At 42.5% G+C, this 23,609-nt stretch carries 23 protein-coding genes; all 23 read left to right on the forward strand.

The genetic code is table 11. The features are described from left to right. Window positions 1–10: 10 nt before the first annotated feature. Window positions 11–640 carry a CheY-P phosphatase CheC gene (gene cheC, locus LWH95_RS04860; protein ID WP_019258412.1) on the forward strand — a complete coding sequence of 210 codons (630 nt, stop codon included), beginning with the start codon at window positions 11–13 and terminating at the stop codon, window positions 638–640. Continuing rightward, on the forward strand, window positions 637–1,137 hold the full coding sequence (gene cheD, locus LWH95_RS04865; protein ID WP_019258413.1) for a chemoreceptor glutamine deamidase CheD: 501 nt from the start codon (window positions 637–639) through the stop codon (window positions 1,135–1,137). The genes cheC and cheD overlap by 4 nt, the downstream gene beginning before the upstream one ends. 22 nt (window positions 1,138–1,159) lie before the next feature. After that, entirely contained in the window at window positions 1,160–1,924 is a 765-nt protein-coding gene (sigD, locus tag LWH95_RS04870) for an RNA polymerase sigma-28 factor SigD (RefSeq protein WP_003220911.1), read from the forward strand. A gap of 28 nt (window positions 1,925–1,952) precedes the next feature. After that, window positions 1,953–2,456, forward strand: a complete 504-nt coding sequence (locus LWH95_RS04875; protein ID WP_003238512.1) for a hypothetical protein — start codon at window positions 1,953–1,955, stop codon at window positions 2,454–2,456. A 143-nt stretch (window positions 2,457–2,599) separates the two neighbouring features. Then, window positions 2,600–3,340, forward strand: coding sequence for a 30S ribosomal protein S2 (gene rpsB, locus LWH95_RS04880; protein ID WP_003220918.1), 741 nt, complete (start codon window positions 2,600–2,602; stop codon window positions 3,338–3,340). A 100-nt stretch (window positions 3,341–3,440) separates the two neighbouring features. Continuing rightward, window positions 3,441–4,322: a translation elongation factor Ts gene (gene tsf, locus LWH95_RS04885; RefSeq protein WP_003238511.1), complete on the forward strand. Its 882-nt coding sequence runs from the start codon at window positions 3,441–3,443 to the stop codon at window positions 4,320–4,322. A 145-nt stretch (window positions 4,323–4,467) separates the two neighbouring features. Then, the gene (gene pyrH / locus LWH95_RS04890; protein WP_003238510.1) at window positions 4,468–5,190 is read left to right on the forward strand and encodes a UMP kinase; all 723 of its coding nucleotides are present in this window, start codon (window positions 4,468–4,470) and stop codon (window positions 5,188–5,190) included. A gap of 1 nt (window position 5,191) precedes the next feature. Further along, the gene (frr, locus tag LWH95_RS04895; RefSeq protein WP_003238508.1) at window positions 5,192–5,749 is read left to right on the forward strand and encodes a ribosome recycling factor; all 558 of its coding nucleotides are present in this window, start codon (window positions 5,192–5,194) and stop codon (window positions 5,747–5,749) included. A gap of 130 nt (window positions 5,750–5,879) precedes the next feature. Then, on the forward strand, window positions 5,880–6,662 hold the full coding sequence (locus tag LWH95_RS04900; protein WP_060398636.1) for an isoprenyl transferase: 783 nt from the start codon (window positions 5,880–5,882) through the stop codon (window positions 6,660–6,662). A gap of 3 nt (window positions 6,663–6,665) precedes the next feature. Beyond that, on the forward strand, window positions 6,666–7,475 hold the full coding sequence (cdsA, locus tag LWH95_RS04905; RefSeq protein ID WP_080010796.1) for a phosphatidate cytidylyltransferase: 810 nt from the start codon (window positions 6,666–6,668) through the stop codon (window positions 7,473–7,475). 61 nt (window positions 7,476–7,536) lie between these two features. Further along, complete coding sequence (gene dxr / locus LWH95_RS04910) at window positions 7,537–8,688, forward strand: 1-deoxy-D-xylulose-5-phosphate reductoisomerase (protein ID WP_003238505.1); 1,152 nt, start codon at window positions 7,537–7,539, stop codon at window positions 8,686–8,688. Between the two features lie 6 nt (window positions 8,689–8,694). Further along, window positions 8,695–9,963, forward strand: coding sequence for an RIP metalloprotease RseP (gene rseP / locus LWH95_RS04915; protein ID WP_148981760.1), 1,269 nt, complete (start codon window positions 8,695–8,697; stop codon window positions 9,961–9,963). 32 nt (window positions 9,964–9,995) lie between these two features. Continuing rightward, on the forward strand, window positions 9,996–11,690 hold the full coding sequence (gene proS / locus LWH95_RS04920) for a proline--tRNA ligase (protein ID WP_232919074.1): 1,695 nt from the start codon (window positions 9,996–9,998) through the stop codon (window positions 11,688–11,690). Between the two features lie 108 nt (window positions 11,691–11,798). Further along, complete coding sequence (locus LWH95_RS04925) at window positions 11,799–16,112, forward strand: PolC-type DNA polymerase III (protein WP_133487461.1); 4,314 nt, start codon at window positions 11,799–11,801, stop codon at window positions 16,110–16,112. Window positions 16,113–16,443: 331 nt separating this feature from the next. Beyond that, window positions 16,444–16,914 (forward strand): ribosome maturation factor RimP, encoded by a 471-nt coding sequence (rimP, locus tag LWH95_RS04930; RefSeq protein WP_133487459.1) that lies wholly within the window; start codon window positions 16,444–16,446, stop codon window positions 16,912–16,914. A gap of 34 nt (window positions 16,915–16,948) precedes the next feature. Beyond that, window positions 16,949–18,067: a transcription termination factor NusA gene (nusA, locus tag LWH95_RS04935; RefSeq protein ID WP_003220941.1), complete on the forward strand. Its 1,119-nt coding sequence runs from the start codon at window positions 16,949–16,951 to the stop codon at window positions 18,065–18,067. Window positions 18,068–18,080: 13 nt separating this feature from the next. After that, on the forward strand, window positions 18,081–18,356 hold the full coding sequence (gene rulR / locus LWH95_RS04940) for a glucose-induced regulator RulR (RefSeq protein WP_010334283.1): 276 nt from the start codon (window positions 18,081–18,083) through the stop codon (window positions 18,354–18,356). Between the two features lies 1 nt (window position 18,357). Continuing rightward, window positions 18,358–18,660: a YlxQ family RNA-binding protein gene (locus LWH95_RS04945; protein ID WP_003220946.1), complete on the forward strand. Its 303-nt coding sequence runs from the start codon at window positions 18,358–18,360 to the stop codon at window positions 18,658–18,660. A 19-nt stretch (window positions 18,661–18,679) separates the two neighbouring features. After that, a complete protein-coding gene (gene infB, locus LWH95_RS04950; RefSeq protein WP_003238494.1) occupies window positions 18,680–20,833 on the forward strand; it encodes a translation initiation factor IF-2 in 2,154 nt (717 codons plus the stop codon). Beyond that, on the forward strand, window positions 20,830–21,108 hold the full coding sequence (locus LWH95_RS04955) for a DUF503 domain-containing protein (protein ID WP_003238492.1): 279 nt from the start codon (window positions 20,830–20,832) through the stop codon (window positions 21,106–21,108). Before infB ends, LWH95_RS04955 begins: the two co-directional genes overlap by 4 nt. A 16-nt stretch (window positions 21,109–21,124) precedes the next feature. Then, window positions 21,125–21,478 carry a 30S ribosome-binding factor RbfA gene (gene rbfA / locus LWH95_RS04960; RefSeq protein ID WP_019258420.1) on the forward strand — a complete coding sequence of 118 codons (354 nt, stop codon included), beginning with the start codon at window positions 21,125–21,127 and terminating at the stop codon, window positions 21,476–21,478. A gap of 83 nt (window positions 21,479–21,561) precedes the next feature. Further along, a complete protein-coding gene (gene truB, locus LWH95_RS04965) occupies window positions 21,562–22,491 on the forward strand; it encodes a tRNA pseudouridine(55) synthase TruB (RefSeq protein ID WP_232919075.1) in 930 nt (309 codons plus the stop codon). An 18-nt stretch (window positions 22,492–22,509) separates the two neighbouring features. Further along, window positions 22,510–23,460 carry a bifunctional riboflavin kinase/FAD synthetase gene (gene ribF, locus LWH95_RS04970; RefSeq protein ID WP_019258422.1) on the forward strand — a complete coding sequence of 317 codons (951 nt, stop codon included), beginning with the start codon at window positions 22,510–22,512 and terminating at the stop codon, window positions 23,458–23,460. Window positions 23,461–23,609: the final 149 nt, after the last annotated feature.

The raw sequence follows: 23,609 nt of genomic DNA on the forward strand, positions 1-23,609 counted from the left end.
GGGTTATGACATGAGTATTTTTAATGGAATCAAAGAAGAGCAGATGGACATTTTGCGGGAAGTCGGCAATATTGGCGCCGGCCACTCCGCCTCTGCAATGGCCCAGCTGTTAAATAGAAAGATAGATATGGAAGTCCCGTTTGCAAAGCTGCTGTCTTTCGATGAGCTTGTCGATTTTTTCGGAGGCGCTGATATCCCGGTTGCCAGCATCTTTTTAAGAATGGAAGGCGATTTAACGGGTTCGATGTTCTTTATAATGCCTTTTTATCAGGCGGAGCAGTTTATCAGAGAGCTGATTGGAAACCCCGATTTTGATATAGAGGACTTAAGTGAAGACCATATGAGCTCATCCGCTTTGCATGAACTGGGCAATATTTTAGCAGGATCATATTTAACGGCCTTGGCGGATTTGACGAAACTACAGCTTTATCCTAGTGTTCCTGAAGTTTCATTGGATATGTTCGGCGCTGTGATCAGCGAAGGGCTGATGGAGCTCAGTCAGGTTGGAGAACACGCTATTGTTGTCGACACGTCGATTTTTGACCAAAGCCATCAGCAGGAGCTGAAAGCGCATATGTTTATGCTGCCGGACTATGATTCATTTGAAAAGCTCTTTGTCGCCTTGGGTGCATCATTATGAGTACAACTGAGGCTGTTGTTGTAAAGGTAGGAATTGCTGACGTGAAGATCGCCCGCTTCCCGGACACCATCCGGACATCTGGTTTGGGATCATGTGTGGGGCTGGTGCTTTATGATAAAGAAAAGCAAACGGCGGGCCTTGTCCATGTTATGCTTCCGGATTCAACGTTATCTAAAACTGCCGAACTCAATCGGGCTAAATATGCTGACACTGCCGTAAAGACCACGATTGATATGCTGGTAGAAGCGGGTTGCCGGAAATTTGCATTAAAAGCAAAGCTTGCGGGCGGGTCAGAAATGTTTAAGTTTAAATCAACAAATGATTTGATGAAGATCGGACCGAGAAATGTATTAGCGATAAAGGAACAGCTGTCTTTATATAATATTCCTATTATGAGTGAAGATACAGGCGGCTCAAGCGGCCGGACGATAGAATTTGAACCGAAGTCCTGCATGCTGCATATTCGAACTGTTAAACAAGGTGAAAAAACGATTTAATTAAGGTATTAGGGGGATAACAATGCAATCCTTGAATTATGAAGATCAGGTGCTTTGGACGCGCTGGAAAGAGTGGAAAGATCCTAAAGCCGGTGACGATTTAATGCGCCGTTACATGCCGCTTGTCACATATCATGTAGGCAGAATTTCTGTCGGACTGCCTAAATCAGTGCATAAAGACGATCTTATGAGCCTTGGTATGCTTGGTTTATATGATGCCCTTGAAAAATTTGACCCCAGCCGGGACTTAAAATTTGATACCTACGCCTCGTTTAGAATTCGCGGCGCAATCATAGACGGGCTTCGTAAAGAAGATTGGCTGCCCAGAACCTCACGTGAAAAAACAAAGAAGGTTGAAGCAGCAATTGAAAAGCTTGAACAGCGCTATCTTCGGAACGTATCGCCCGCAGAAATTGCAGAGGAACTTGGAATGACGGTACAGGATGTAGTGTCAACAATGAATGAAGGTTTTTTTGCAAATCTGCTGTCAATTGATGAAAAGCTCCATGATCAAGATGACGGTGAAAACATTCAGGTCATGATCAGAGATGACAAAAATGTGCCGCCTGAAGAAAAGATTATGAAGGATGAACTGATTGCACAGCTTGCTGAAAAAATTCACGAACTCTCTGAAAAAGAACAGCTGGTGGTCAGTTTGTTCTACAAAGAGGAGTTGACATTGACAGAAATCGGACAAGTATTAAATCTATCTACGTCCCGCATATCACAGATCCATTCAAAGGCACTATTTAAACTAAAGAATCTGCTGGAAAAAGTGATTCAATAATGAATTTCATGGTTAGCGAGTGAAAAACATGTCAACACTATTATGGCTTTTAAGCTTTACGCTCCACGGCGCTCTTTTGTACGCTGTCATTATTCTGTATACGAGGCTCGCGGCTGTGAAAGAAACAGAAAAACAGCAAAAGAAGATACTTGAAGAGACGGAAAACACCTTGGCGGCATTTCTTCTTGAATTAAAAGAAGAAAATGAGAAACTGATAGAAAATACCGGTCCACCCTCAAGTCAAACTGAGGAAGAAACCAAAAAGCCAGACCTTCAGCACTCTGAAAAATATTCAGAGCGGGATGCAGTTCAAGAAGAAGAGAATCTTCCTGAACATATTGAAGGTCTGATTACTGCGGTTGAGCTTCAGGAAGAGAGCGTAAACAGCGATGTCCAATCATTTGAAGACCAGGTCATAGAATTATATGAGCAGGGGTATTCGGCCAGTCAAATTGCCCAGAAACTGAAGAGTGGAAAAACAGAAATCGAGCTATTTTTAAAATTTCGCTCCAAAGGTGTAAAGGATTCTTGATTGTCGGATAAAGCTGTGTTATATTATGTCTTGGTGTTAAATACACACGCTTAACGATTTATGCAGAGGGTGCTGCAGGCGGCAGTTCTGCACAAAAATGACCTAAGCGGAGGAAAAAAACCATTATATTAGGAGGAAATAACATGTCAGTCATTTCTATGAAGCAATTGCTTGAAGCTGGTGTTCACTTCGGTCACCAAACACGCCGTTGGAACCCAAAAATGAAGCGTTACATTTTCACGGAGCGTAACGGAATCTACATCATTGACCTTCAAAAAACAGTCAAAAAAGTAGAGGAAGCTTACAACTTCACTAAAAATCTTGCTGCTGAAGGCGGAAAAATCCTTTTCGTCGGAACAAAAAAACAAGCTCAAGATTCTGTTAAAGAAGAAGCTCAACGCTCTGGCATGTACTATGTCAACCAACGCTGGTTGGGCGGTACATTAACAAACTTTGAAACAATCCAAAAACGTATTAAACGTCTTAAAGACATTGAAAAAATGCAAGAAAACGGTACGTTTGATGTACTTCCTAAAAAAGAAGTCGTTCAATTGAAAAAAGAATTAGAGCGTCTTGAAAAATTCCTAGGCGGAATTAAAGATATGAAGGATCTTCCTGATGCATTATTCATCATCGATCCTCGCAAAGAGCGCATCGCTGTTGCAGAAGCTCGCAAATTAAACATCCCTATCATCGGTATCGTAGATACTAACTGTGATCCAGATGAAATCGATGTTGTAATCCCAGCGAACGATGACGCTATCCGCGCTGTTAAACTTCTAACTTCTAAAATGGCAGATGCAATCTTAGAAGCGAAGCAAGGCGAAGAAGAAGCGGAAGTTGCTGAAGAAACTGCACCAGAAACAGAAACAACAACTGCGTAACCTATTCAAAAGGTGATAAGAGGGACTGCCTTTTATCACCTTTTTTCAAGAAAAATGTGTAAGATACATACTCTTGTTTAACATATAAGGAGGAATACAAATGGCAATTACTGCACAGCAAGTAAAAGAACTGCGTGAAAAAACTGGCGCGGGCATGATGGATTGTAAAAAAGCGTTAACTGAAACTGACGGAGATATGGACAAAGCAATTGACCTTTTAAGAGAAAAAGGGATTGCGAAAGCAGCGAAAAAAGCTGACCGTATCGCAGCAGAAGGTTCTACTCTTATTAAAACTGACGGCAACAAAGGTGTTATCTTAGAAGTAAACTCTGAAACTGACTTCGTTGCGAAAAACGAAGGCTTCAAAGAGCTTCTTAACACTTTAGCTGATCACCTTCTTGCAAATACTCCAGCAGATGTTGAAGAAGCAATGGGTCAAAAAATGGAAAACGGCTCTACTGTTGAAGAGTACATCACAAGCGCAGTTGCTAAAATCGGTGAGAAAATCACTCTTCGCCGCTTTACAGTTCTTACAAAAGACGAAAACTCTGCATTCGGTGCTTACCTTCACATGGGCGGCCGCATCGGCGTATTAACTGTTCTGAACGGTACAACTGACGAAGAAACTGCGAAAGATATCGCAATGCACGTTGCCGCGGTTAACCCTCGTTACATTTCTCGTGATCAAGTATCTGAAGAAGAAGCAAACCATGAGCGTCAAATCTTAACTCAGCAAGCCCTTCAAGAAGGCAAACCTGAAAACATCGTAGCGAAAATGGTTGAAGGCCGTCTGAACAAATTCTTCGAAGAAATTTGTCTTTTAGACCAGGCGTTCGTTAAAAACCCAGATGAAAAAGTGAAACAAGTTGTTGCAGCGAAAAACGCAACTGTTCAAACTTATGTCCGCTATGAAGTTGGAGAAGGCATCGAAAAACGTCAAGAAAACTTTGCTGAAGAAGTAATGAACCAAGTGAAAAAATAATGGCGAAAAGATTTCGCGGCCAAGTCGCGTCTTTTCAGGCAGTATAGGGGACACACTTTGTGTTCCCTATTTTTAAAACTATATTTACAAACCTTTTTTTCTCTTGCATAATAGAAAACGGCAATGTTTACACTTGGAGGTTATCATGGAAAAACCAAAATACAAACGAATCGTATTAAAGCTTAGCGGGGAAGCATTGGCAGGAGAACAGGGTAACGGAATTAACCCGACTGTCATTCAATCCATTGCAAAGCAAGTGAAAGAAATCGCTGAGCTTGATGTCGAAGTGGCTGTTGTAGTAGGCGGCGGCAACTTATGGCGCGGAAAAACAGGAAGTGACCTGGGCATGGACCGTGCAACTGCTGACTATATGGGAATGCTGGCGACAGTTATGAATTCGCTTGCTCTTCAAGACAGCTTGGAAACACTCGGAATCCAGTCCAGAGTGCAAACATCCATTGAAATGAGACAAGTTGCTGAACCGTACATAAGAAGAAAAGCGATACGCCACTTAGAGAAAAAACGTGTCGTTATTTTCGCTGCGGGCACAGGAAACCCATATTTCTCAACTGATACGACAGCTGCACTGCGGGCTGCTGAAATTGAAGCAGACGTTATTTTAATGGCGAAAAATAATGTTGACGGTGTGTATAATGCTGATCCTAGAAAAGATGAATCAGCTGTTAAGTATGAATCACTTTCTTATCTTGACGTTCTAAAAGACGGCCTGGAAGTCATGGATTCAACAGCATCATCTTTATGCATGGATAATGACATTCCGCTTATCGTCTTTTCTATTATGGAAGAAGGAAATATCAAACGTGCCGTTATCGGTGAATCAATCGGAACGATCGTGAGGGGGAAATAACGTGTCAAAAGAAGTATTAACTCAAACAAAAGAAAAAATGGAAAAAGCAATTGCTGCTTATCAGCGCGAATTGGCTACAGTACGTGCAGGCCGTGCAAATCCATCTTTATTAGATAAAGTAACGGTTGAATATTACGGAGCACAGACACCTTTAAATCAGCTGTCTTCTATTAACGTGCCTGAAGCTCGTATGCTCGTTGTAACGCCATATGATAAATCAGCAATCGGCGATATCGAAAAAGCGATTTTAAAAGCTGATTTAGGCCTTACGCCAACAAGTGACGGCAACATGATTCGAATTGCGATTCCGGCATTAACAGAAGAAAGACGCAAGGAATTAGTAAAAGTTGTGAAAAAATATGCTGAAGAAGCGAAAGTAGCTGTCCGTAACGTTCGCCGTGATGCTAACGATGATCTCAAAAAACTTGAGAAAAACGGAGACATTACTGAGGATGAACTGCGTGCTTCAACTGAAGACGTTCAAAAACTGACAGATGAATATGTGTCAAAAATTGACAGTGTCACAAAAGACAAAGAAAAAGAAATCATGGAAGTTTAATGAAAAACTATGTACAATAGATAATAGTGAAAAGACCCTCTCATGTTTACAGGGGGTTTTTTTGTTAATACTGTTGATTACATCGGTTATCAGCAGGGAATGCAACCTTTTTGGGTGACGGAGGAATCTCATGCTCAACATACTCAAAAATTGGAAGAACCAGCAAACTGCGGCTTCCAACTTAGAACGTTATACAAAAGAAGACATACTTAAGGGAGAAATTCCCGAACACATCGCCATTATCATGGATGGAAATGGCCGTTGGGCTAAAAAACGCTCTCTTCCCCGAATTGCAGGCCACCATGAAGGAATGAAGGTGGTAAAAAGGACAACGAAGCTTGCGAACGAACTAGGTGTCAAAGTACTGACATTGTATGCATTTTCAACAGAAAACTGGAAGAGGCCGAAAATGGAAGTCGATTTTTTAATGAAGCTTCCAGAAGAATTTTTAAATACGTATCTTCCAGAGCTTGTAGAGGAAAATGTACAGGTTCGGATCATAGGAGATGAAACGGCTTTGCCGGCGCACACATTACGTGCGATTGAAAAGGCTGTAGAGGATACGGCGCAAAACGACGGAATGATCCTTAATTTTGCTCTCAATTATGGAGGCCGTACTGAAATTGTCACTGCTGCAAAAGCACTCGCGGAAAAAGTGAAGGAAGGCTCTTTGGATATTGAAGACATTGATGAATCGCTTTTTTCTAATTATTTAATGACTGAATCTTTGCAGGATCCTGAACTTTTAATTCGAACGAGCGGCGAGATTAGACTGAGCAATTTTATGCTATGGCAGGTTGCCTACAGTGAATTTGTCTTTACTGACGTCTTATGGCCTGACTTTAAAGAGGATCACTTCTTACAGGCGTTAGGAGAATATCAGCAGAGGGGCCGGAGGTTTGGCGGAATTTAGAGGATGGTGGACATGAAACAAAGAATTTTGACAGGTGTTCTGGCAGCAATTGTATTTTTATTTTTGGTTATTGTCGGGAAATTGCCGTTCACCATATTAATTTATGCTATGGGCAGTGTGGCGCTTTTTGAGCTTTTACGGATGAAAAAGCTGAAGCTGGTTTCACTGCCGGGTTTGATCAGTCTTTTATTATTGTGGATGTTCTTATTGCCAAGCCAGTATTCGTTTTTTGAAGCGAATGGTATTTCAAAAATGGAAATCGCTTTGTTTGCGGTACTGCTTTTGCTGACTTACACAGTGTTGGTGAAAAACACCTTTACTTTTGATGAAGTCGGGTTTATTACGCTTGCAGCAATTTACATCGGAATGTGTTTTCATTATTTTATAGAAATCAGAAATCTTGACCAATACGGGTTAACATACATTTTTTACGCGTGTGTTGTGATTTGGTCCACTGATTCCGGTGCATATTTTGTCGGGAAAGCGCTTGGTAAGCGAAAACTGTGGCCTGAAATCAGTCCGAACAAAACAGTGGAAGGCTTTGCAGGCGGAATTGTCATCGCACTTGTACTGGCGACGATTTTTCAGCTTTTTGCACATCTTCCGATCCCGTATATCTATCTGCTTTTGATCACGCTGTTTTTGTCTGTTTTCGGACAACTTGGAGATTTAGTGGAATCCGCCTTGAAAAGACATTACGATGTAAAGGATTCTGGGAAGATTCTTCCCGGGCATGGCGGTATATTAGACCGTTTTGACAGTTTCTTGTTTGTCATGCCTTTCTTGTACTTTCTGCTTGCCCTTTTTTCATAAAAAAGTCTAATATGAATATGAGACTGATCATGCAGCAAAAAGAATAGGAGTAGTGGCAGCTTTGAAAAATATTTGTCTTTTAGGAGCAACAGGATCAATCGGCGAACAGACTCTTGACGTATTGCGTACGCATCAAGATCAATTTCAGCTGGTATCTATGTCGTTTGGCAGAAATATTGATAAGGCCGTACCAATGATTGAGGCCTTTCAGCCGAAGTTTGTCTCTGTCGGTGATCTGGATACATATCATAAATTAAAACAAATGTCTTTTTCTTTTGAATGCCAAATCGGGCTGGGAGAAGAAGGACTGATAGAAGCAGCAGTGATGGAGGAGGTTGACATTGTTGTCAACGCCTTGCTCGGAAGCGTCGGTCTTATCCCGACGTTAAAGGCAATTGAACAGAAAAAAACAATTGCGCTTGCAAATAAGGAAACTCTTGTCACTGCAGGGCATATAGTAAAAGAACATGCTAAGAAATATGATGTTCCGCTGCTGCCTGTTGACAGTGAGCATTCGGCAATTTTTCAAGCCCTTCAAGGCGAACAGGCTAAAAACATTGAACGCCTCATCATTACGGCATCCGGCGGAAGCTTTCGGGACAAGACGCGGGAGGAGCTCGAATCAGTAACAGTTGAGGATGCATTAAAACACCCGAATTGGTCAATGGGTGCAAAAATTACGATTGATTCGGCTACAATGATGAATAAGGGGTTAGAGGTGATCGAGGCACATTGGCTATTCGATATACCATATGAACAAATTGATGTAGTTTTACATAAGGAGAGCATCATCCATTCAATGGTTGAGTTTCATGACAAAAGTGTGATCGCACAGCTCGGAACTCCGGATATGAGAGTTCCAATCCAATATGCGCTCACTTATCCTGACCGGTTGCCATTACCAGATGCGAAAAGGCTTGAATTATGGGAAATCGGCAGTCTGCATTTTGAGAAAGCTGATTTTGACAGGTTCCGATGCTTACAATTTGCTTTTGAATCAGGTAAAATAGGAGGAACAATGCCGACAGTGCTAAATGCGGCAAATGAAGTAGCTGTCGCTGCCTTTTTAGCCGGCAAGATACCGTTTTTGGCTATTGAAGACTGTATCGAAAAGGCACTATCCCGCCATCAGGTAATGAAAAAACCGAGCTTGGCGGACATTCAAGAAGTGGACAAAGATACCCGGGGATACGTCAATTCAATACTCACATAAGGTGGTATGTTCGTGAATACAGTTATAGCGTTTATCATTATTTTCGGAACGCTCGTTTTCTTCCATGAACTGGGCCATTTATTGCTAGCCCAAAGAGCGGGAATTCTCTGCCGTGAATTTGCGATCGGCTTCGGTCCAAAAATTTTTTCTTTCAAAAAAAATGAAACAGTTTATACGATCAGGCTGCTTCCGGTCGGCGGATTTGTCCGTATGGCAGGCGAAGACCCGGAAATGATTGAGGTGAAACCCGGTTACACGGTCGGGCTTCTCTTTAATAAAGAAGATCAAGTTGAGAAAGTCATCATCAATCAAAAGGAAAAATACCCGGATGCTTTAGTCATTGAAGTGGAAACAGCGGATTTAGAGCATGACATGAAGATCACCGGCTATGAACAGGGGAAAGAGGATGAGCTTTCCGGCTTTACTGTCAGCGAAACATCCTTTTTCATTGTAGACGGAGAAGAAGTACAGATTGCGCCGTATAATCGCCAATTTGGTTCCAAACCTGTGTGGCAGCGGATTAAAGCGATTGCTGCAGGACCGATTATGAACTTTATTTTAGCTTACGTCATTTTAGTAATGCTTGGACTTGTTCAAGGCGTGCCGTCAAATGAGCCTGTGCTCGGGCAGCTGACTGACAATGGAAGGGCGGCCGAGGCAGGGCTAAAAGAAGGGGATTACATTCAAAGCATTAACGGTGAGAAAATGAGGTCTTGGACTGACATTGTCTCCGCTGTAAAAGAAAACCCGGAAAAAGAAATGGACGTTGCAGTAAAAAGAGATAACAAAACGCTTCATATTTCAGTGACTCCGGAAGCTGTGAAAGATGAGAGCAAAAAGACAATCGGACGTTTCGGTTCCTATGCGCCGACTGAAAAAGGCGTTCTCTCAGCAGTTGCTTACGGCGCGACATCAACAGTTGATGTCACCAAAGCCATTTTAACCAACTTAAGCAAATTAGTAACAGGCCAATTTAAACTTGATATGTTGTCAGGTCCTGTCGGCATATATGATATGACAGACCAAGTGGCGAAAACGGGGTTAGTTAACTTATTCCAGTTTGCTGCGTTTTTAAGCATTAACCTTGGGATTGTCAACTTGCTTCCGATTCCGGCACTTGACGGAGGAAGGCTGTTATTTCTATTTATTGAAGCGATTCGGGGCAAACCGATTAACAGAGAAAAAGAAGCATTTGTTGTGTTTATCGGGGTAGCTTTCTTAATGCTTCTTATGCTGGTCGTCACATGGAACGATATCCAGCGGCTGTTCTTGTAAATGAAAAGTAAATCAATCAGAGGTGCGAAGAAATGAGACAAAGCTTGACGCTTATTCCTACGCTCCGTGAAGTTCCAGCTGATGCCGAAGCAAAAAGTCATCAGCTTCTTCTGAGAGCAGGATTTATCAGACAGAATACGAGCGGGGTATACAGCTATATGCCTCTTGCGTATAAGGTGATTCAAAACATTCAGCAGATTGTTCGTGAAGAAATGGAGAAAATTGATGCCGTAGAAATGCTTATGCCCGCATTGCAGCAGGCTGAGACATGGCAGGAATCAGGCAGATGGTATACGTATGGTCCTGAACTGATGAGACTAAAAGACCGTCATGGCCGTGAGTTTGCTTTAGGGGCAACGCATGAGGAAGTTATCACTTCACTTGTTCGCGATGAGGTTAAATCCTATAAGCGTCTCCCTCTGACTCTGTATCAAATTCAGTCTAAGTTCAGAGATGAAAAACGTCCTCGCTTTGGTTTGTTAAGAGGCCGCGAATTTATTATGAAGGATGCGTATTCTTTCCATGCATCTGAAGAGAGCTTAGATGAAACGTATCAAAAAATGTACGAGGCCTATTCTAATATTTTTGCCCGCTGCGGCATTAATGTAAGACCTGTCATCGCCGATTCAGGCGCAATGGGAGGAAAGGATACGCACGAGTTTATGGCACTTTCTGCAATCGGAGAGGATACAATTGCGTATTCTGATGAATCACAATATGCGGCCAATATCGAAATGGCTGAAGTTCTTTATCAAGAAGTCCCTTCTGATGAAGAGCCTAAAGCTTTAGAGAAAGTTCACACGCCTAACGTGAAAACAATCGAAGAACTGACTGCGTTTTTACAGGTTTCCGCTGAAGCCTGCATTAAGTCAGTATTGTTTAAAGCAGATGACCGTTTTGTCTTAGTGCTTGTAAGAGGCGACCATGAAGTCAACGATATTAAAGTGAAAAACTTGCTTCATGCAGAAGTTGTGGAGCTTGCCTCACATGAAGAGGTCATTCAGCAGCTCGGAACAGAGCCAGGATTTGTCGGCCCTGTCGGTGTCAATCAAGATGTTGAAGTTTATGCCGATCATGCTGTGAAAGCAATGGTCAATGCTGTTGCCGGTGCGAATGAAGGAGATCATCATTATCAAAATGTCAACGTGAACCGTGATGCGCAAATTAAAGAATTTGCCGATCTTCGATTTATTAAAGAAGGTGATCTTTCACCAGACGGTAAAGGCACAATCCGCTTTGCGGAAGGAATCGAAGTCGGACAAGTCTTTAAGCTCGGAACACGCTATTCAGAAGCGATGAATGCGACATACTTAGACGAAAACGGACGCGCGCAGCCAATGCTGATGGGCTGTTACGGAATCGGTGTGTCAAGAACGCTTTCTGCTATTGCTGAACAGCATCACGACGAAAAAGGGTTAATCTGGCCAAAAAGCGTTGCGCCGTACGATCTTCATATTCTTGCTTTGAACATGAAAAACGATGCCCAAAGAGAGCTTGCTGAAAAGCTGTATGCCGATTTAAAAGCGGAAGGCTATGGAGTGCTCTATGACGATCGTGCTGAGCGCGCCGGCGTAAAATTTGCTGATTCAGATCTAATCGGACTTCCAATCCGCATCACTGTCGGAAAACGGGCTGACGAAGGAATTGTCGAAGTGAAAATCCGTAAAACGGGTGAGTCAACTGAGATTTCAGTAGACGAATTATCTGCTTTTATCAGCAAGCAGTAATCACCATAACGATTTATTAAAAAACATGTTAAAATAGAAATAATAGAAGGTACCTCATTGCCTGAGGTACCTTCACTTATGATGTTTTTAGGGAGGGATACTGTCTGAATGGAACAGTTATCAGTAAACAGAAGGCAGTTTCAAATTCTTCTGCAGCAGATTAATATGACAGATGATACCTTCATGACATACTTTGAAGATGGCGAGATTAAAAAGTTGACGATACACAAAGCGACAAAGTCTTGGCATTTTCATTTTCAATTTAAATCTTTGCTGCCTTTTCAAATATATGACACATTAACAATGAGGCTGACGCAATCGTTTGCCCACATAGCAAAAGTTACATCATCAATCGAAGTGCAAGATGCAGAGGTCAGCGAAAGTCTTGTACAAGACTACTGGTCACGCTGCATTGAAGAATTGCAAGGCATTTCGCCGCCGATTATCAGTCTATTAAACCAGCAAAAACCGAAGCTGAAGGGCAATAAACTGATTGTCAAAACAAAAACGGATACGGAAGCTGCTGCACTTAAGAACAAATATAGTTCCATGATTCAAGCAGGCTACCGTCAATTTGGTTTCCCGGACCTTCAACTTGATGCCGAAATATTTGTATCCGAGCAAGAAGTTCAAAAGTTTCGGGAACAAAAGCTTGCAGAAGACCAAGAGCGGGCCATGCAAGCGCTGATTGAAATGGAGAAGAAAGACAAAGAAAGTGATGAAGATCAAGCGCCATCTGGGCCTCTTGTCATCGGTTATCAAATTAAAGATAACGAAGAAATCCGGACACTTGACAGCATCATGGACGAAGAACGGAGAATTACGGTTCAGGGTTATGTGTTTGATGTGGAGACCCGAGAGCTGAAAAGCGGGCGCACGCTATGCATCTTCAAAATTACAGACTACACAAATAGTATCTTAATCAAAATGTTTGCACGTGAAAAAGAAGATGCGGCACTGATGAAGTCTCTGAAAAAAGGAATGTGGGTAAAAGCACGCGGAAGCATTCAGAATGACACTTTCGTCAGAGATCTCGTCATGATCGCAAATGACGTTAACGAAATAAAAGCAAAAACCCGTGAAGATTCGGCTCCTGAAGGAGAAAAAAGAGTGGAATTGCATCTGCATTCTCCAATGAGCCAAATGGATGCTGTTACAGGGATTGGAAAGCTTGTCGAACAGGCGAAAAAATGGGGGCATGAGGCCATCGCTTTGACTGACCATGCTGTCGTTCAATCTTTCCCTGATGCGTATTCTGCCGCTAAAAAGCATGGAATTAAAATGATTTACGGGATGGAAGCGAATCTCGTTGATGATGGCGTGCCAATTGCTTATAACGCTGCACATCGTCTGCTTGAGGAAGAAACATATGTTGTTTTTGACGTCGAGACGACAGGCTTGTCTGCTGTTTATGACACCATTATTGAGCTGGCTGCAGTAAAAGTAAAAGGCGGAGAAATTATTGATAAATTTGAGGCGTTTGCGAACCCGCATCGTCCGCTTTCAGCCACAATCATAGAGCTGACAGGCATCACTGATGATATGCTTCGCGACGCTCCGGATGTTGTAGATGTAATTAGAGAGTTTAGAGAGTGGGTCGGCGATGATATCCTTGTCGCTCATAATGCAAGCTTTGATATGGGATTCTTAAATGTAGCTTATAAAAAGCTTCTTGAAGTCGATAAAGCTAAAAACCCAGTCATTGATACGCTTGAACTTGGACGTTTCCTTTATCCGGAATTTAAGAACCATCGGTTGAACACACTTTGTAAAAAGTTTGATATCGAACTCACACAGCACCACCGTGCGATCTATGATACTGAGGCAACCGCTTATTTGCTTCTGAAAATGCTAAAAGACGCATCTGAAAAAGGCATTCAGTACCATGATGAGTTGAATGAAAATATGGGTCAGTCCAATGCTTATCAAAGATCAAGACCGTATCATGCAACATTACTTGCTGTGAACAGCACGGGGCTTAAAAATTTATTTAAGCTTGTGTCACTTTCTCATATTCATTATTTTTACAGAGTGCCTCGTATTCCGAGATCTCAGCTTGAGAAATACAGGGAAGGGCTTCTGATCGGTTCGGCCTGTGACAGGGGAGAGGTTTTTGAAGGGATGATGCAAAAATCGCCTGAAGAGGTTGAAGATGTCGCGTCATTCTATGATTATCTTGAGGTTCAGCCGCCTGAAGTGTACCGTCACTTGCTAGAGCTTGAGCTGGTCCGTGATGAAAAGTCGCTGAAAGAAATTATTGCGAATATCACGAAACTGGGTGAAAAGCTTAATAAACCGGTTGTTGCTACAGGAAATGTTCATTACTTGAATGATGAGGATAAAATCTACAGAAAGATTTTAATATCCTCTCAAGGCGGGGCCAATCCGCTGAACAGGCATGAACTGCCGAAAGTGCATTTCAGAACGACAGACGAAATGCTTGAAGCATTTTCTTTCTTAGGCGAAGAAAAAGCGAAGGAAATCGTTGTCACCAATACCCAAAAGGTTGCTTCTTTAATTGATGACATCAAGCCGATTAAAGATGATTTGTATACACCGAAAATCGAAGGCGCTGATGAAGAGATCAGAGAAATGAGCTATCAGCGTGCAAGAAGCATTTACGGCGAACAGCTGCCTGAAATTGTAGAAGCGCGGATTGAAAAAGAATTAAAGAGTATCATTGGCCACGGCTTCGCTGTTATTTATTTGATCTCTCACAAACTTGTAAAACGTTCACTAGATGACGGGTATCTCGTAGGTTCCCGTGGTTCCGTAGGATCTTCATTAGTTGCGACGCTTACTGAGATCACTGAGGTGAACCCGCTGCCGCCGCACTATGTATGCTCTGAGTGCCAGCATTCTGAGTTCTTTAATGATGGTTCTGTCGGTTCCGGTTTTGACCTGCCTGACAAGACATGTCCTCATTGCGGAACGCCTTTGAAAAAAGACGGCCATGATATTCCGTTTGAAACGTTCTTAGGATTTAAAGGGGACAAAGTACCTGATATCGATTTGAACTTCTCAGGGGAATATCAGCCGCAAGCACACAATTACACAAAAGTATTGTTCGGAGAAGACAATGTATATCGTGCGGGAACAATAGGCACTGTTGCAGAAAAAACAGCTTATGGTTATGTAAAAGGCTATGCCGGAGACAATAACCTTCATATGCGCGGGGCCGAAGTAGATCGGCTCGTACAGGGATGTACAGGTGTAAAACGGACGACTGGACAGCACCCTGGGGGTATTATCGTCGTTCCGGATTATATGGATATTTATGATTTTTCACCGATTCAGTTCCCGGCAGATGCCACGGGTTCGGAGTGGAAAACGACTCATTTTGATTTCCACTCCATTCATGACAACCTGTTGAAACTCGATATTCTCGGACACGATGACCCGACCGTCATTCGGATGCTTCAGGACTTAAGCGGAATTGATCCAAAAACAATTCCAACAGATGATCCTGAAGTGATGAAGATCTTCCAGGGAACCGAATCACTCGGTGTTACAGAAGAACAGATCGGCTGTAAAACGGGCACTCTTGGAATCCCTGAATTCGGAACCCGATTTGTCCGGCAGATGCTTGAAGACACAAAGCCGACAACTTTTTCCGAGCTCGTTCAGATTTCGGGCTTGTCTCACGGAACTGATGTATGGCTCGGCAATGCGCAAGAGCTCATCCACAATAATATTTGTGAGCTGAGTGAGGTTATCGGCTGCCGTGATGACATTATGGTTTACTTAATCTATCAGGGCCTTGAGCCGTCCCTTGCCTTTAAAATCATGGAATTTGTGCGTAAAGGAAAAGGATTAACGCCTGAATGGGAAGAAGAAATGAAAAATAACAATGTCCCAGACTGGTATATTGATTCTTGTAAAAAGATTAAATACATGTTCCCGAAAGCCCACGCCGCAGCTTATGTATTAATGGCAGTCCGCATTGCTTACTTTAAAGTCCATCACGCGCTTTTGTATTATGCGGCTTATTTTACCGTTCGTGCAGACGATTTTGATATCGATACAATGATCAAGGGTTCTACAGCAATCAAGGCTGTAATGGAGGATATTAACTCTAAAGGACTTGATGCTTCACCGAAGGAAAAAAACCTTCTCACTGTTTTAGAATTAGCGCTTGAAATGTGTGAAAGAGGCTATTCATTCCAAAAAGTCGATTTATATCGCTCCAGCGCTACAGAGTTTATTATTGACGGCAACAGTCTTATCCCACCGTTTAACTCCATTCCTGGATTAGGGACGAACGCCGCTCTGAACATTGTAAAGGCTCGTGAAGAAGGCGAATTCCTCTCGAAAGAAGATTTACAAAAGAGAGGGAAAGTGTCAAAAACGATTCTAGAGTATTTAGATCGTCATGGCTGCTTGGAATCACTGCCTGATCAAAACCAATTGTCACTGTTCTAACATGGAAAGCAGAATTTCTCTGGAAATTCTGCTTCTATGCATACATAGGCGTAAAAAGTGCCATCGTAACATTAGAGTCTCTGTTATTTGCTTAGGTATGAAGGTAAGCGTATATCCATTTGCAATAAAAATATGGTTATGGTATAGTTTTATTGGAAATGCTAACGATTACCGAGGCAAAGAGTGGGGAAACCCGCTCTTTTGTATTGAACAAGAGAATTTTGTCTCGACATGTTCATCGTTTACTTTTTAGCCCCCTGCTCTTTTGAAGCAGGGTTTTTATGCAGAGTGACGAGACGAATATGAGATCGACAGCACAAGGAGGAAGAACATGAGCAAAAAAGTGACTGACACCGTTCAAGAAATGGCTCAGCCAATCGTAGACAGCCTTCAGCTTGAACTCGTTGACATTGAATTTGTCAAAGAGGGTCAAAGCTGGTTCCTTCGCGTGTTTATTGATTCCGATGACGGTGTGGATATTGAGGAATGTGCCAAAGTAAGCGAAGCTTTAAGCGAAAAGCTTGATGAGGCAGATCCAATCAGCCAAAATTACTTTCTTGAAGTTTCATCTCCGGGAGCTGAGCGTCCGCTAAAGAAAAAGGCCGATTTCGAAAAATCACTTGGGAAAAATGTGTACATTAAGACGTATGAGCCTATTGAGGGCGTTAAAGTGTTTGAAGGTGAACTGGCTGAATTTGATGGACAAACAGTGACAGTTGAGATCACGATCAAAACAAGAAAGAGACGGATCAATATTCCGTATGAAAAGATAGCTAATGCAAGATTAGCTGTTACATTCTAATGAATACAAATGTTTTAAGGGGGGAGACCGTTAAATGAGCAGTGAATTATTAGATGCTCTCACGATTCTTGAAAAAGAAAAAGGCATCAGTAAAGAAATTATCATTGAAGCAATCGAAGCTGCCTTAATTTCTGCTTATAAGCGGAATTTTAATCAAGCGCAAAATGTACGAGTGGATTTAAACCGTGAAACAGGCTCCATCCGTGTATTTGCAAGAAAAGATGTCGTTGACGAAGTATACGACCAAAGACTGGAGATCTCTATTGAAGAGGCGCAGGGCATCCATCCGGAATATATGGTCGGCGATGTCGTCGAAATCGAAGTAACACCTAAGGATTTCGGGCGCATAGCTGCTCAAACAGCGAAGCAGGTTGTCACACAGCGTGTGCGCGAAGCTGAGCGCGGTGTGATTTATTCTGAATTTATCGACCGTGAAGAAGACATCATGACGGGTATTGTCCAGCGTCTGGACAATAAGTTTATCTACGTGTCTTTAGGCAAAATTGAAGCCTTGCTGCCGGTTAATGAGCAAATGCCGAATGAAAGCTACAAGCCTCATGACCGCATTAAGGTATATATCACAAAAGTAGAAAAAACGACGAAGGGTCCGCAGATTTATGTGTCAAGAACACATCCAGGCCTGTTAAAGCGTTTGTTTGAAATTGAAGTGCCCGAAATTTATGATGGAACTGTCGAGCTGAAATCTGTTGCCAGAGAAGCCGGCGACCGTTCAAAAATTTCTGTCCGCACAGATGATCCTGACGTGGATCCTGTCGGCTCATGCGTAGGCCCTAAAGGCCAGCGTGTTCAGGCGATCGTCAATGAATTAAAAGGTGAAAAAATTGACATTGTCAACTGGTCCAGTGATCCTGTAGAATTTGTCGCGAATGCGCTCAGCCCTTCGAAAGTGCTGGATGTCATCGTTAATGAAGAAGAAAAAGCGACAACTGTTATCGTTCCTGATTACCAGCTGTCTCTGGCGATTGGCAAAAGAGGACAAAACGCACGCTTAGCTGCTAAACTGACAGGCTGGAAGATTGATATTAAGAGCGAAACAGACGCAAGAGAACTTGGAATCTATCCGAGAGAACTTGAAGAAGAAGACGATGAGCCGCTCTTTACGGAGCCTGAAACTGCTGAATCGGATGAATAAGAGGTGACCTTAGGTGAATAAACACAAGAAGATCCCGTTACGCAAATGTGTAGTGACTGGGGAAATGAAGCCTAAAAAGGAACTGATCCGAGTTGTACGTTCGAAAGAAGGCGAAATCTCAGTAGACCCGACCGGAAAAAAGAACGGGCGGGGTGCTTATTTAACGCTGGATAAAGAGTGCATCTTAGCAGCAAAAAAGAAAAACACTTTACAAAATCAATTTCAATCACAAATCGATGACCAGATTTTCGAAGAATTGCTGGAGCTGGCGGAAAAGGTGAAAAAATAAAATGTCTGGAATGGAATGGTTTCCCTTGCTGGGTCTGGCCAATCGAGCTCGTAAGGTCGTGTCAGGCGAGGACTTGGTAATTAAAGAAATCAGGAATGCGCGTGCAAAGCTTGTCCTGCTTACAGAGGATGCATCATCTAATACAGCAAAAAAAGTAACCGACAAGTGCAATTATTATAAAGTCCCTTATAAAAAAGTCGAGAGTCGCGCGGTTCTTGGACGCTCTATCGGTAAAGAAGCCCGTGTCGTTGTCGCCGTCACTGACCAAGGTTTTGCGAATAAGCTGATCAGCTTGCTCGATTAATATTTTTGGGGGTGAACGAATGGCTAAAATGAGAGTATACGAATATGCAAAAGCGTTAAATGTTTCAAGTAAGGAAATTTTGACCGCACTGAAAAACATGGATTTAGAAGTGAATAATCATATGGCCATGCTTGAAGAAAAGGCCATTAAACAGCTTGATGCCAAATATAAAAAAGGCGGCGCAAGCGCAGCCGCTAAATCTCAAAAGCCTGCAGAAACGAACAAAAACAAACAGCCGCAAGGGGTTAATCAGCAATCAGCTGGAAATCAACCAAATAAAATTCGAGACGGAAAGAAGAATGACGTGCAGAATAATCAATTTAACAAAAACAAGAAGAATAACAACAACAAAAAAAATAAACGTAACAACAACAATAAAAATCAATATCAGCAAAAGCCTGTAAAGCCGAAAAAAGAGCTTCCTGAGAAAATTACGTTCTCCGGTACTTTAACAGTCGGCGCACTGGCTGAAGAGCTTGGCAAAGAGCCTTCAGAAATCATTAAAAAGCTGATGCTTCTTGGTGTAATGGCAACCATCAACCAAGAGCTTGATAAAGATACAATTGAACTCATTGCATCAGAATATGGTGTTGAAACAGAAGAAGTCATTGTGCTTGAAGAAACAGAGCTGGAAAAATACGAAGAGCCTGATAATGAAGAGGATCTCGAAATTCGTCCTCCTGTCGTTACGATCATGGGTCACGTTGACCATGGGAAAACGACGCTTCTTGACAGCATCCGTAAAACGAAGGTTGTTGAAGGAGAAGCAGGCGGAATCACTCAGCATATCGGTGCTTACCAAATTGAAGAGAACGGCAAGAAAATTACGTTCTTGGATACTCCGGGTCACGCCGCATTTACAACAATGCGTGCACGCGGTGCAGAAGTAACTGATATTACAATTCTCGTTGTTGCTGCTGATGACGGTGTAATGCCGCAAACAGTAGAAGCGATTAACCATGCAAAAGCAGCTGAGGTTCCCATTATCGTTGCTGTGAATAAAATTGATAAAGAATCCGCAAATCCTGACCGTGTGATGCAAGAACTGACGGAATACGGGCTTGTCCCTGAAGCTTGGGGCGGAGAAACAATTTTTGTTCCGCTTTCCGCTTTAACTGGAAAAGGCATTGATGAACTCGTTGAAATGATTTTGCTTGTCAGTGAAGTAGAGGAACTGAAAGCGAACCCGAATCGCCAGGCAAAAGGAACGGTTATTGAAGCGGAACTCGATAAAGGCAGAGGATCAGTTGCGACATTGCTCGTACAGACTGGAACACTGCATGTCGGTGATCCGATCGTAGTCGGCAACACATTTGGCCGTGTCCGTGCAATGGTTAACGACATTGGACGCCGTGTGAAAACTGCCGGCCCGTCAACTCCGGTTGAAATTACCGGTTTGAATGATGTCCCTCAAGCGGGAGACCAATTCCTTGTCTTTAAAGATGAAAAAACAGCTCGTTCTGTCGGGGAAGCCCGTGCTTCGAAACAGCTTGAAGAGCAGCGCAGCGATAAAGCGAAGCTCAGTCTTGATGACTTATTCGAGCAAATTAAACAAGGTGATGTAAAAGACATCAACATCATCGTAAAAGCTGACGTTCAAGGATCTGCTGAAGCTTTAACGGCCGCACTTCAAAAAATTGAAGTAGAAGGCGTTAAAGTGAAAATCATCCATACAGGCGTTGGTGCGATTACTGAATCTGACATTATCTTGGCATCTGCTTCCAATGCAATTGTTATCGGGTTTAATGTGAGACCGGACGGAAATGCTAAGAGTACGGCTGAAGCTGAAAATGTAGATATTCGACTTCACCGTATCATTTACAAAGTAATCGACGAGATTGAAGCTGCCATGAAAGGTATGCTTGATCCTGAATATGAAGAAAAAGTAATTGGTCAAGTAGAAGTGCGACAAACATTCAAAGTATCTAAAATCGGTACAATTGCCGGCGGATATGTTACTGAAGGAACCATTACGCGCGACAGCGGCCTCCGTTTAATTCGTGACGGCGTCGTCATCTTCGAAGGCGAAGTAGACGTTCTGAAACGCTTTAAAGACGATGTGAAAGAAGTTTCACAAGGCTATGAATGTGGTATTACAATTAAGAAATACAATGACATTCGTGAAGGTGACATCCTTGAAGCGTTTGTCATGCAAGAAATTGAAAGAACGTGATCGGATTTGCGGAGTGTGAATGCATCATTTATGACGCAGGATCGCTAAAAGAAAAGCGTGCCGTTCTGAAGCGGATCGTAACCAGGGTTCAAAATAAGTTCAATGTTTCGATTTCGGAGATTGGCTTTCAAGACACTTGGCAAAGAACCAGCTTTGGAATCGCCGCTGTTTCTTCCTCTCGCGTTCAAACAGAAAAAGAGCTGCAGCGCGTTTTGGCGTTTATCGATTCTTTTCCTGAAATTGAACGGACGATCACTAGAACAGAGTGGTTTTAACTTAGAGGTGATTGAATTGAGTATGAGAGCAAACCGTGTCGGCGAGCAAATGAAAAAAGAACTCGGTGATATTATCAGCCGCAAGCTGAAAGACCCGAGAATTGGTTTTCTGACAGTAACGGATGTACGTGTATCAGGTGATTTGCAAATTGCAAAGGTGTATATCTCGGTTCTCGGTGACGAGAAAAAACGGGAGGAAGCGCTGAAAGGGCTGGCTAAAGCGAAAGGATTTATCCGATCCGAAATTGGCAGCCGTATAAGACTTCGAAAAACGCCTGAAATTGAATTTGAGTTCGATGAATCAATCGATTACGGAAATCGTATCGAAACATTGATTCACGAAATACATTCAGAGAAACCATCTGAATAAAAATGGAGAGGATAGGCGTATATCGTCTGTCCTCTTTTCTGCGTTTTAAAGAGAAAAGCTCAAAAGAAGGAGTGAAAGGACAAATGGTTAACGGAGTTCTCCTTTTACATAAACCAGTTGGCATGACATCGCATGACTGTGTCATGAAGATCCGAAAACTGTTAAAAACAAAAAAAGTAGGGCATACGGGAACGCTCGATCCAGAAGTGTCAGGCGTGCTTCCGATTTGTGTGGGAAGGGCGACAAAAATTGTCGAATATTTAACTGAAAAGTCTAAAACGTATGATGCGGAAATAACACTTGGCTTTTCAACGACAACAGAGGATCAAACCGGAGAAACAGTTGAAACAAAACCTGTCAGTCAAGATATTGATAAAGCCGATGTAGAAAAGGTGTTAAACAGTTTAAAGGGTAAACAGGAACAAATTCCTCCCATGTATTCCGCTGTAAAAGTAAACGGCAAAAAATTATACGAGTACGCAAGAGCAGGCATTGAAGTAGAACGTCCGAAACGCATGATTACCATTGAAGACATTGCCCTGACTACAGAGATTAAACATAACGGAGAAACCGCAAGCTTCCGATTTACAGTGACATGCTCCAAAGGGACCTATGTAAGGACGCTGGCGGTCATGATCGGAGAAAAGCTCGGATTTCCGGCTCATATGTCTCATTTAATCCGTACGGCATCCGGAGACTTTTCTCTTGACGAATGCTTTACCTTTGAAGAACTGGAAGCACAAGTCCAGTCCGGAACCGTAGGAGAGCATACAGTTCCTATTGAACGTGCGCTCAATCATTTGCCGAAATGGATCATAAGTGATACATTAGCTAAGAAAGTAGAAAATGGGGCTTTGCTTGAGACGCCCGAGCAGTTTTCTGAAATGACAGGCGAAGACCGCATTGCCGTCTTTACTGAATCCGGAAGCTGTTTGGCGATCTATTTCCCCCATCCTACAAAAAATGGGCTGTTAAAGCCGGCAAAAGTATTGATGCAAAAAAGCGAACAATAGAAAAAAGGTGACCGTTCTGTGAAGACGATACATATTACACATCCTCATCATTTAATCAAAGAGGAGCAGGCAAAGTCTGTGATGGCGTTAGGGTATTTTGACGGCGTTCATCTTGGACATCAAAAGGTAATCGGCACAGCGAAGCAAATAGCTGAAGAAAAGGGCTTGGCATTAGCTGTGATGACCTTTCATCCTCATCCCTCTCATGTATTGGGCAGGGATCAGGAGCCAAAGGATCTGATTACGCCTCTGGAAGATAAAATAAACCAAATTGAACAATTAGGCACAGAGATTCTGTATGTCGTTAAATTTAATGAAGTATTTGCTTCTCTTTCTCCTAAGCAGTTTGCAGACCAGTATATTATCGGCCTTAATGTGCAGCACGCAGTGGCGGGCTTTGACTTTACGTACGGGAAATACGGCAAGGGGACAATGGAGACCATGCCGCATGATTTAGAAGGAAAAGCTGAGTGCACAATGGTAGAAAAATTAACGGAGCAGGATAAGAAAATAAGTTCCTCGTATATCCGTACCGCGCTTCAAAACGGAGACGTTGAATTGGCGAATGTCTTGCTCGGACAGCCTTATTTTATTAAGGGAATTGTCATTCACGGTGATAAAAGAGGGCGGACCATCGGGTTTCCGACAGCAAATGTCGGTTTAAATAACAGCTATATCGTTCCGCCGACGGGTGTATATGCCGTAAAAGCGGAAGTGAACGGCGAAGTCTACAATGGCGTTTGCAATATCGGCTATAAGCCGACGTTTTATGAAAAACGTCCGGAGCAGCCTTCAATTGAAGTCAATCTGTTTGATTTCGATCAGGAGGTATACGGAGCCGCTATAAAGATCGAATGGTATAAACGGATTCGGAGCGAGCGAAAATTCAATGGCATCAAAGAATTAACAGAGCAAATTGAGAAAGATAAGCAGGAAGCCATCCGTTATTTCAGCAATCTGCGGAAATAACATGCAACGCACACAAATTTTATTCTAAAATATTTGCATATAGGCCCGATTTTTAGTATGATAGTTTTCGTAGTCTTAAAACCATTGCTTGGCAATCCGAAGTCACCGACGGTTGCTAGGTAACTGGGGCTAAATATGATTTGGAGGTG

Source organism: Bacillus sp. G16 (genome assembly GCF_021282335.1).
GTDB classification, from domain to species: Bacteria; Bacillota; Bacilli; order Bacillales; family Bacillaceae; genus Bacillus; species Bacillus inaquosorum.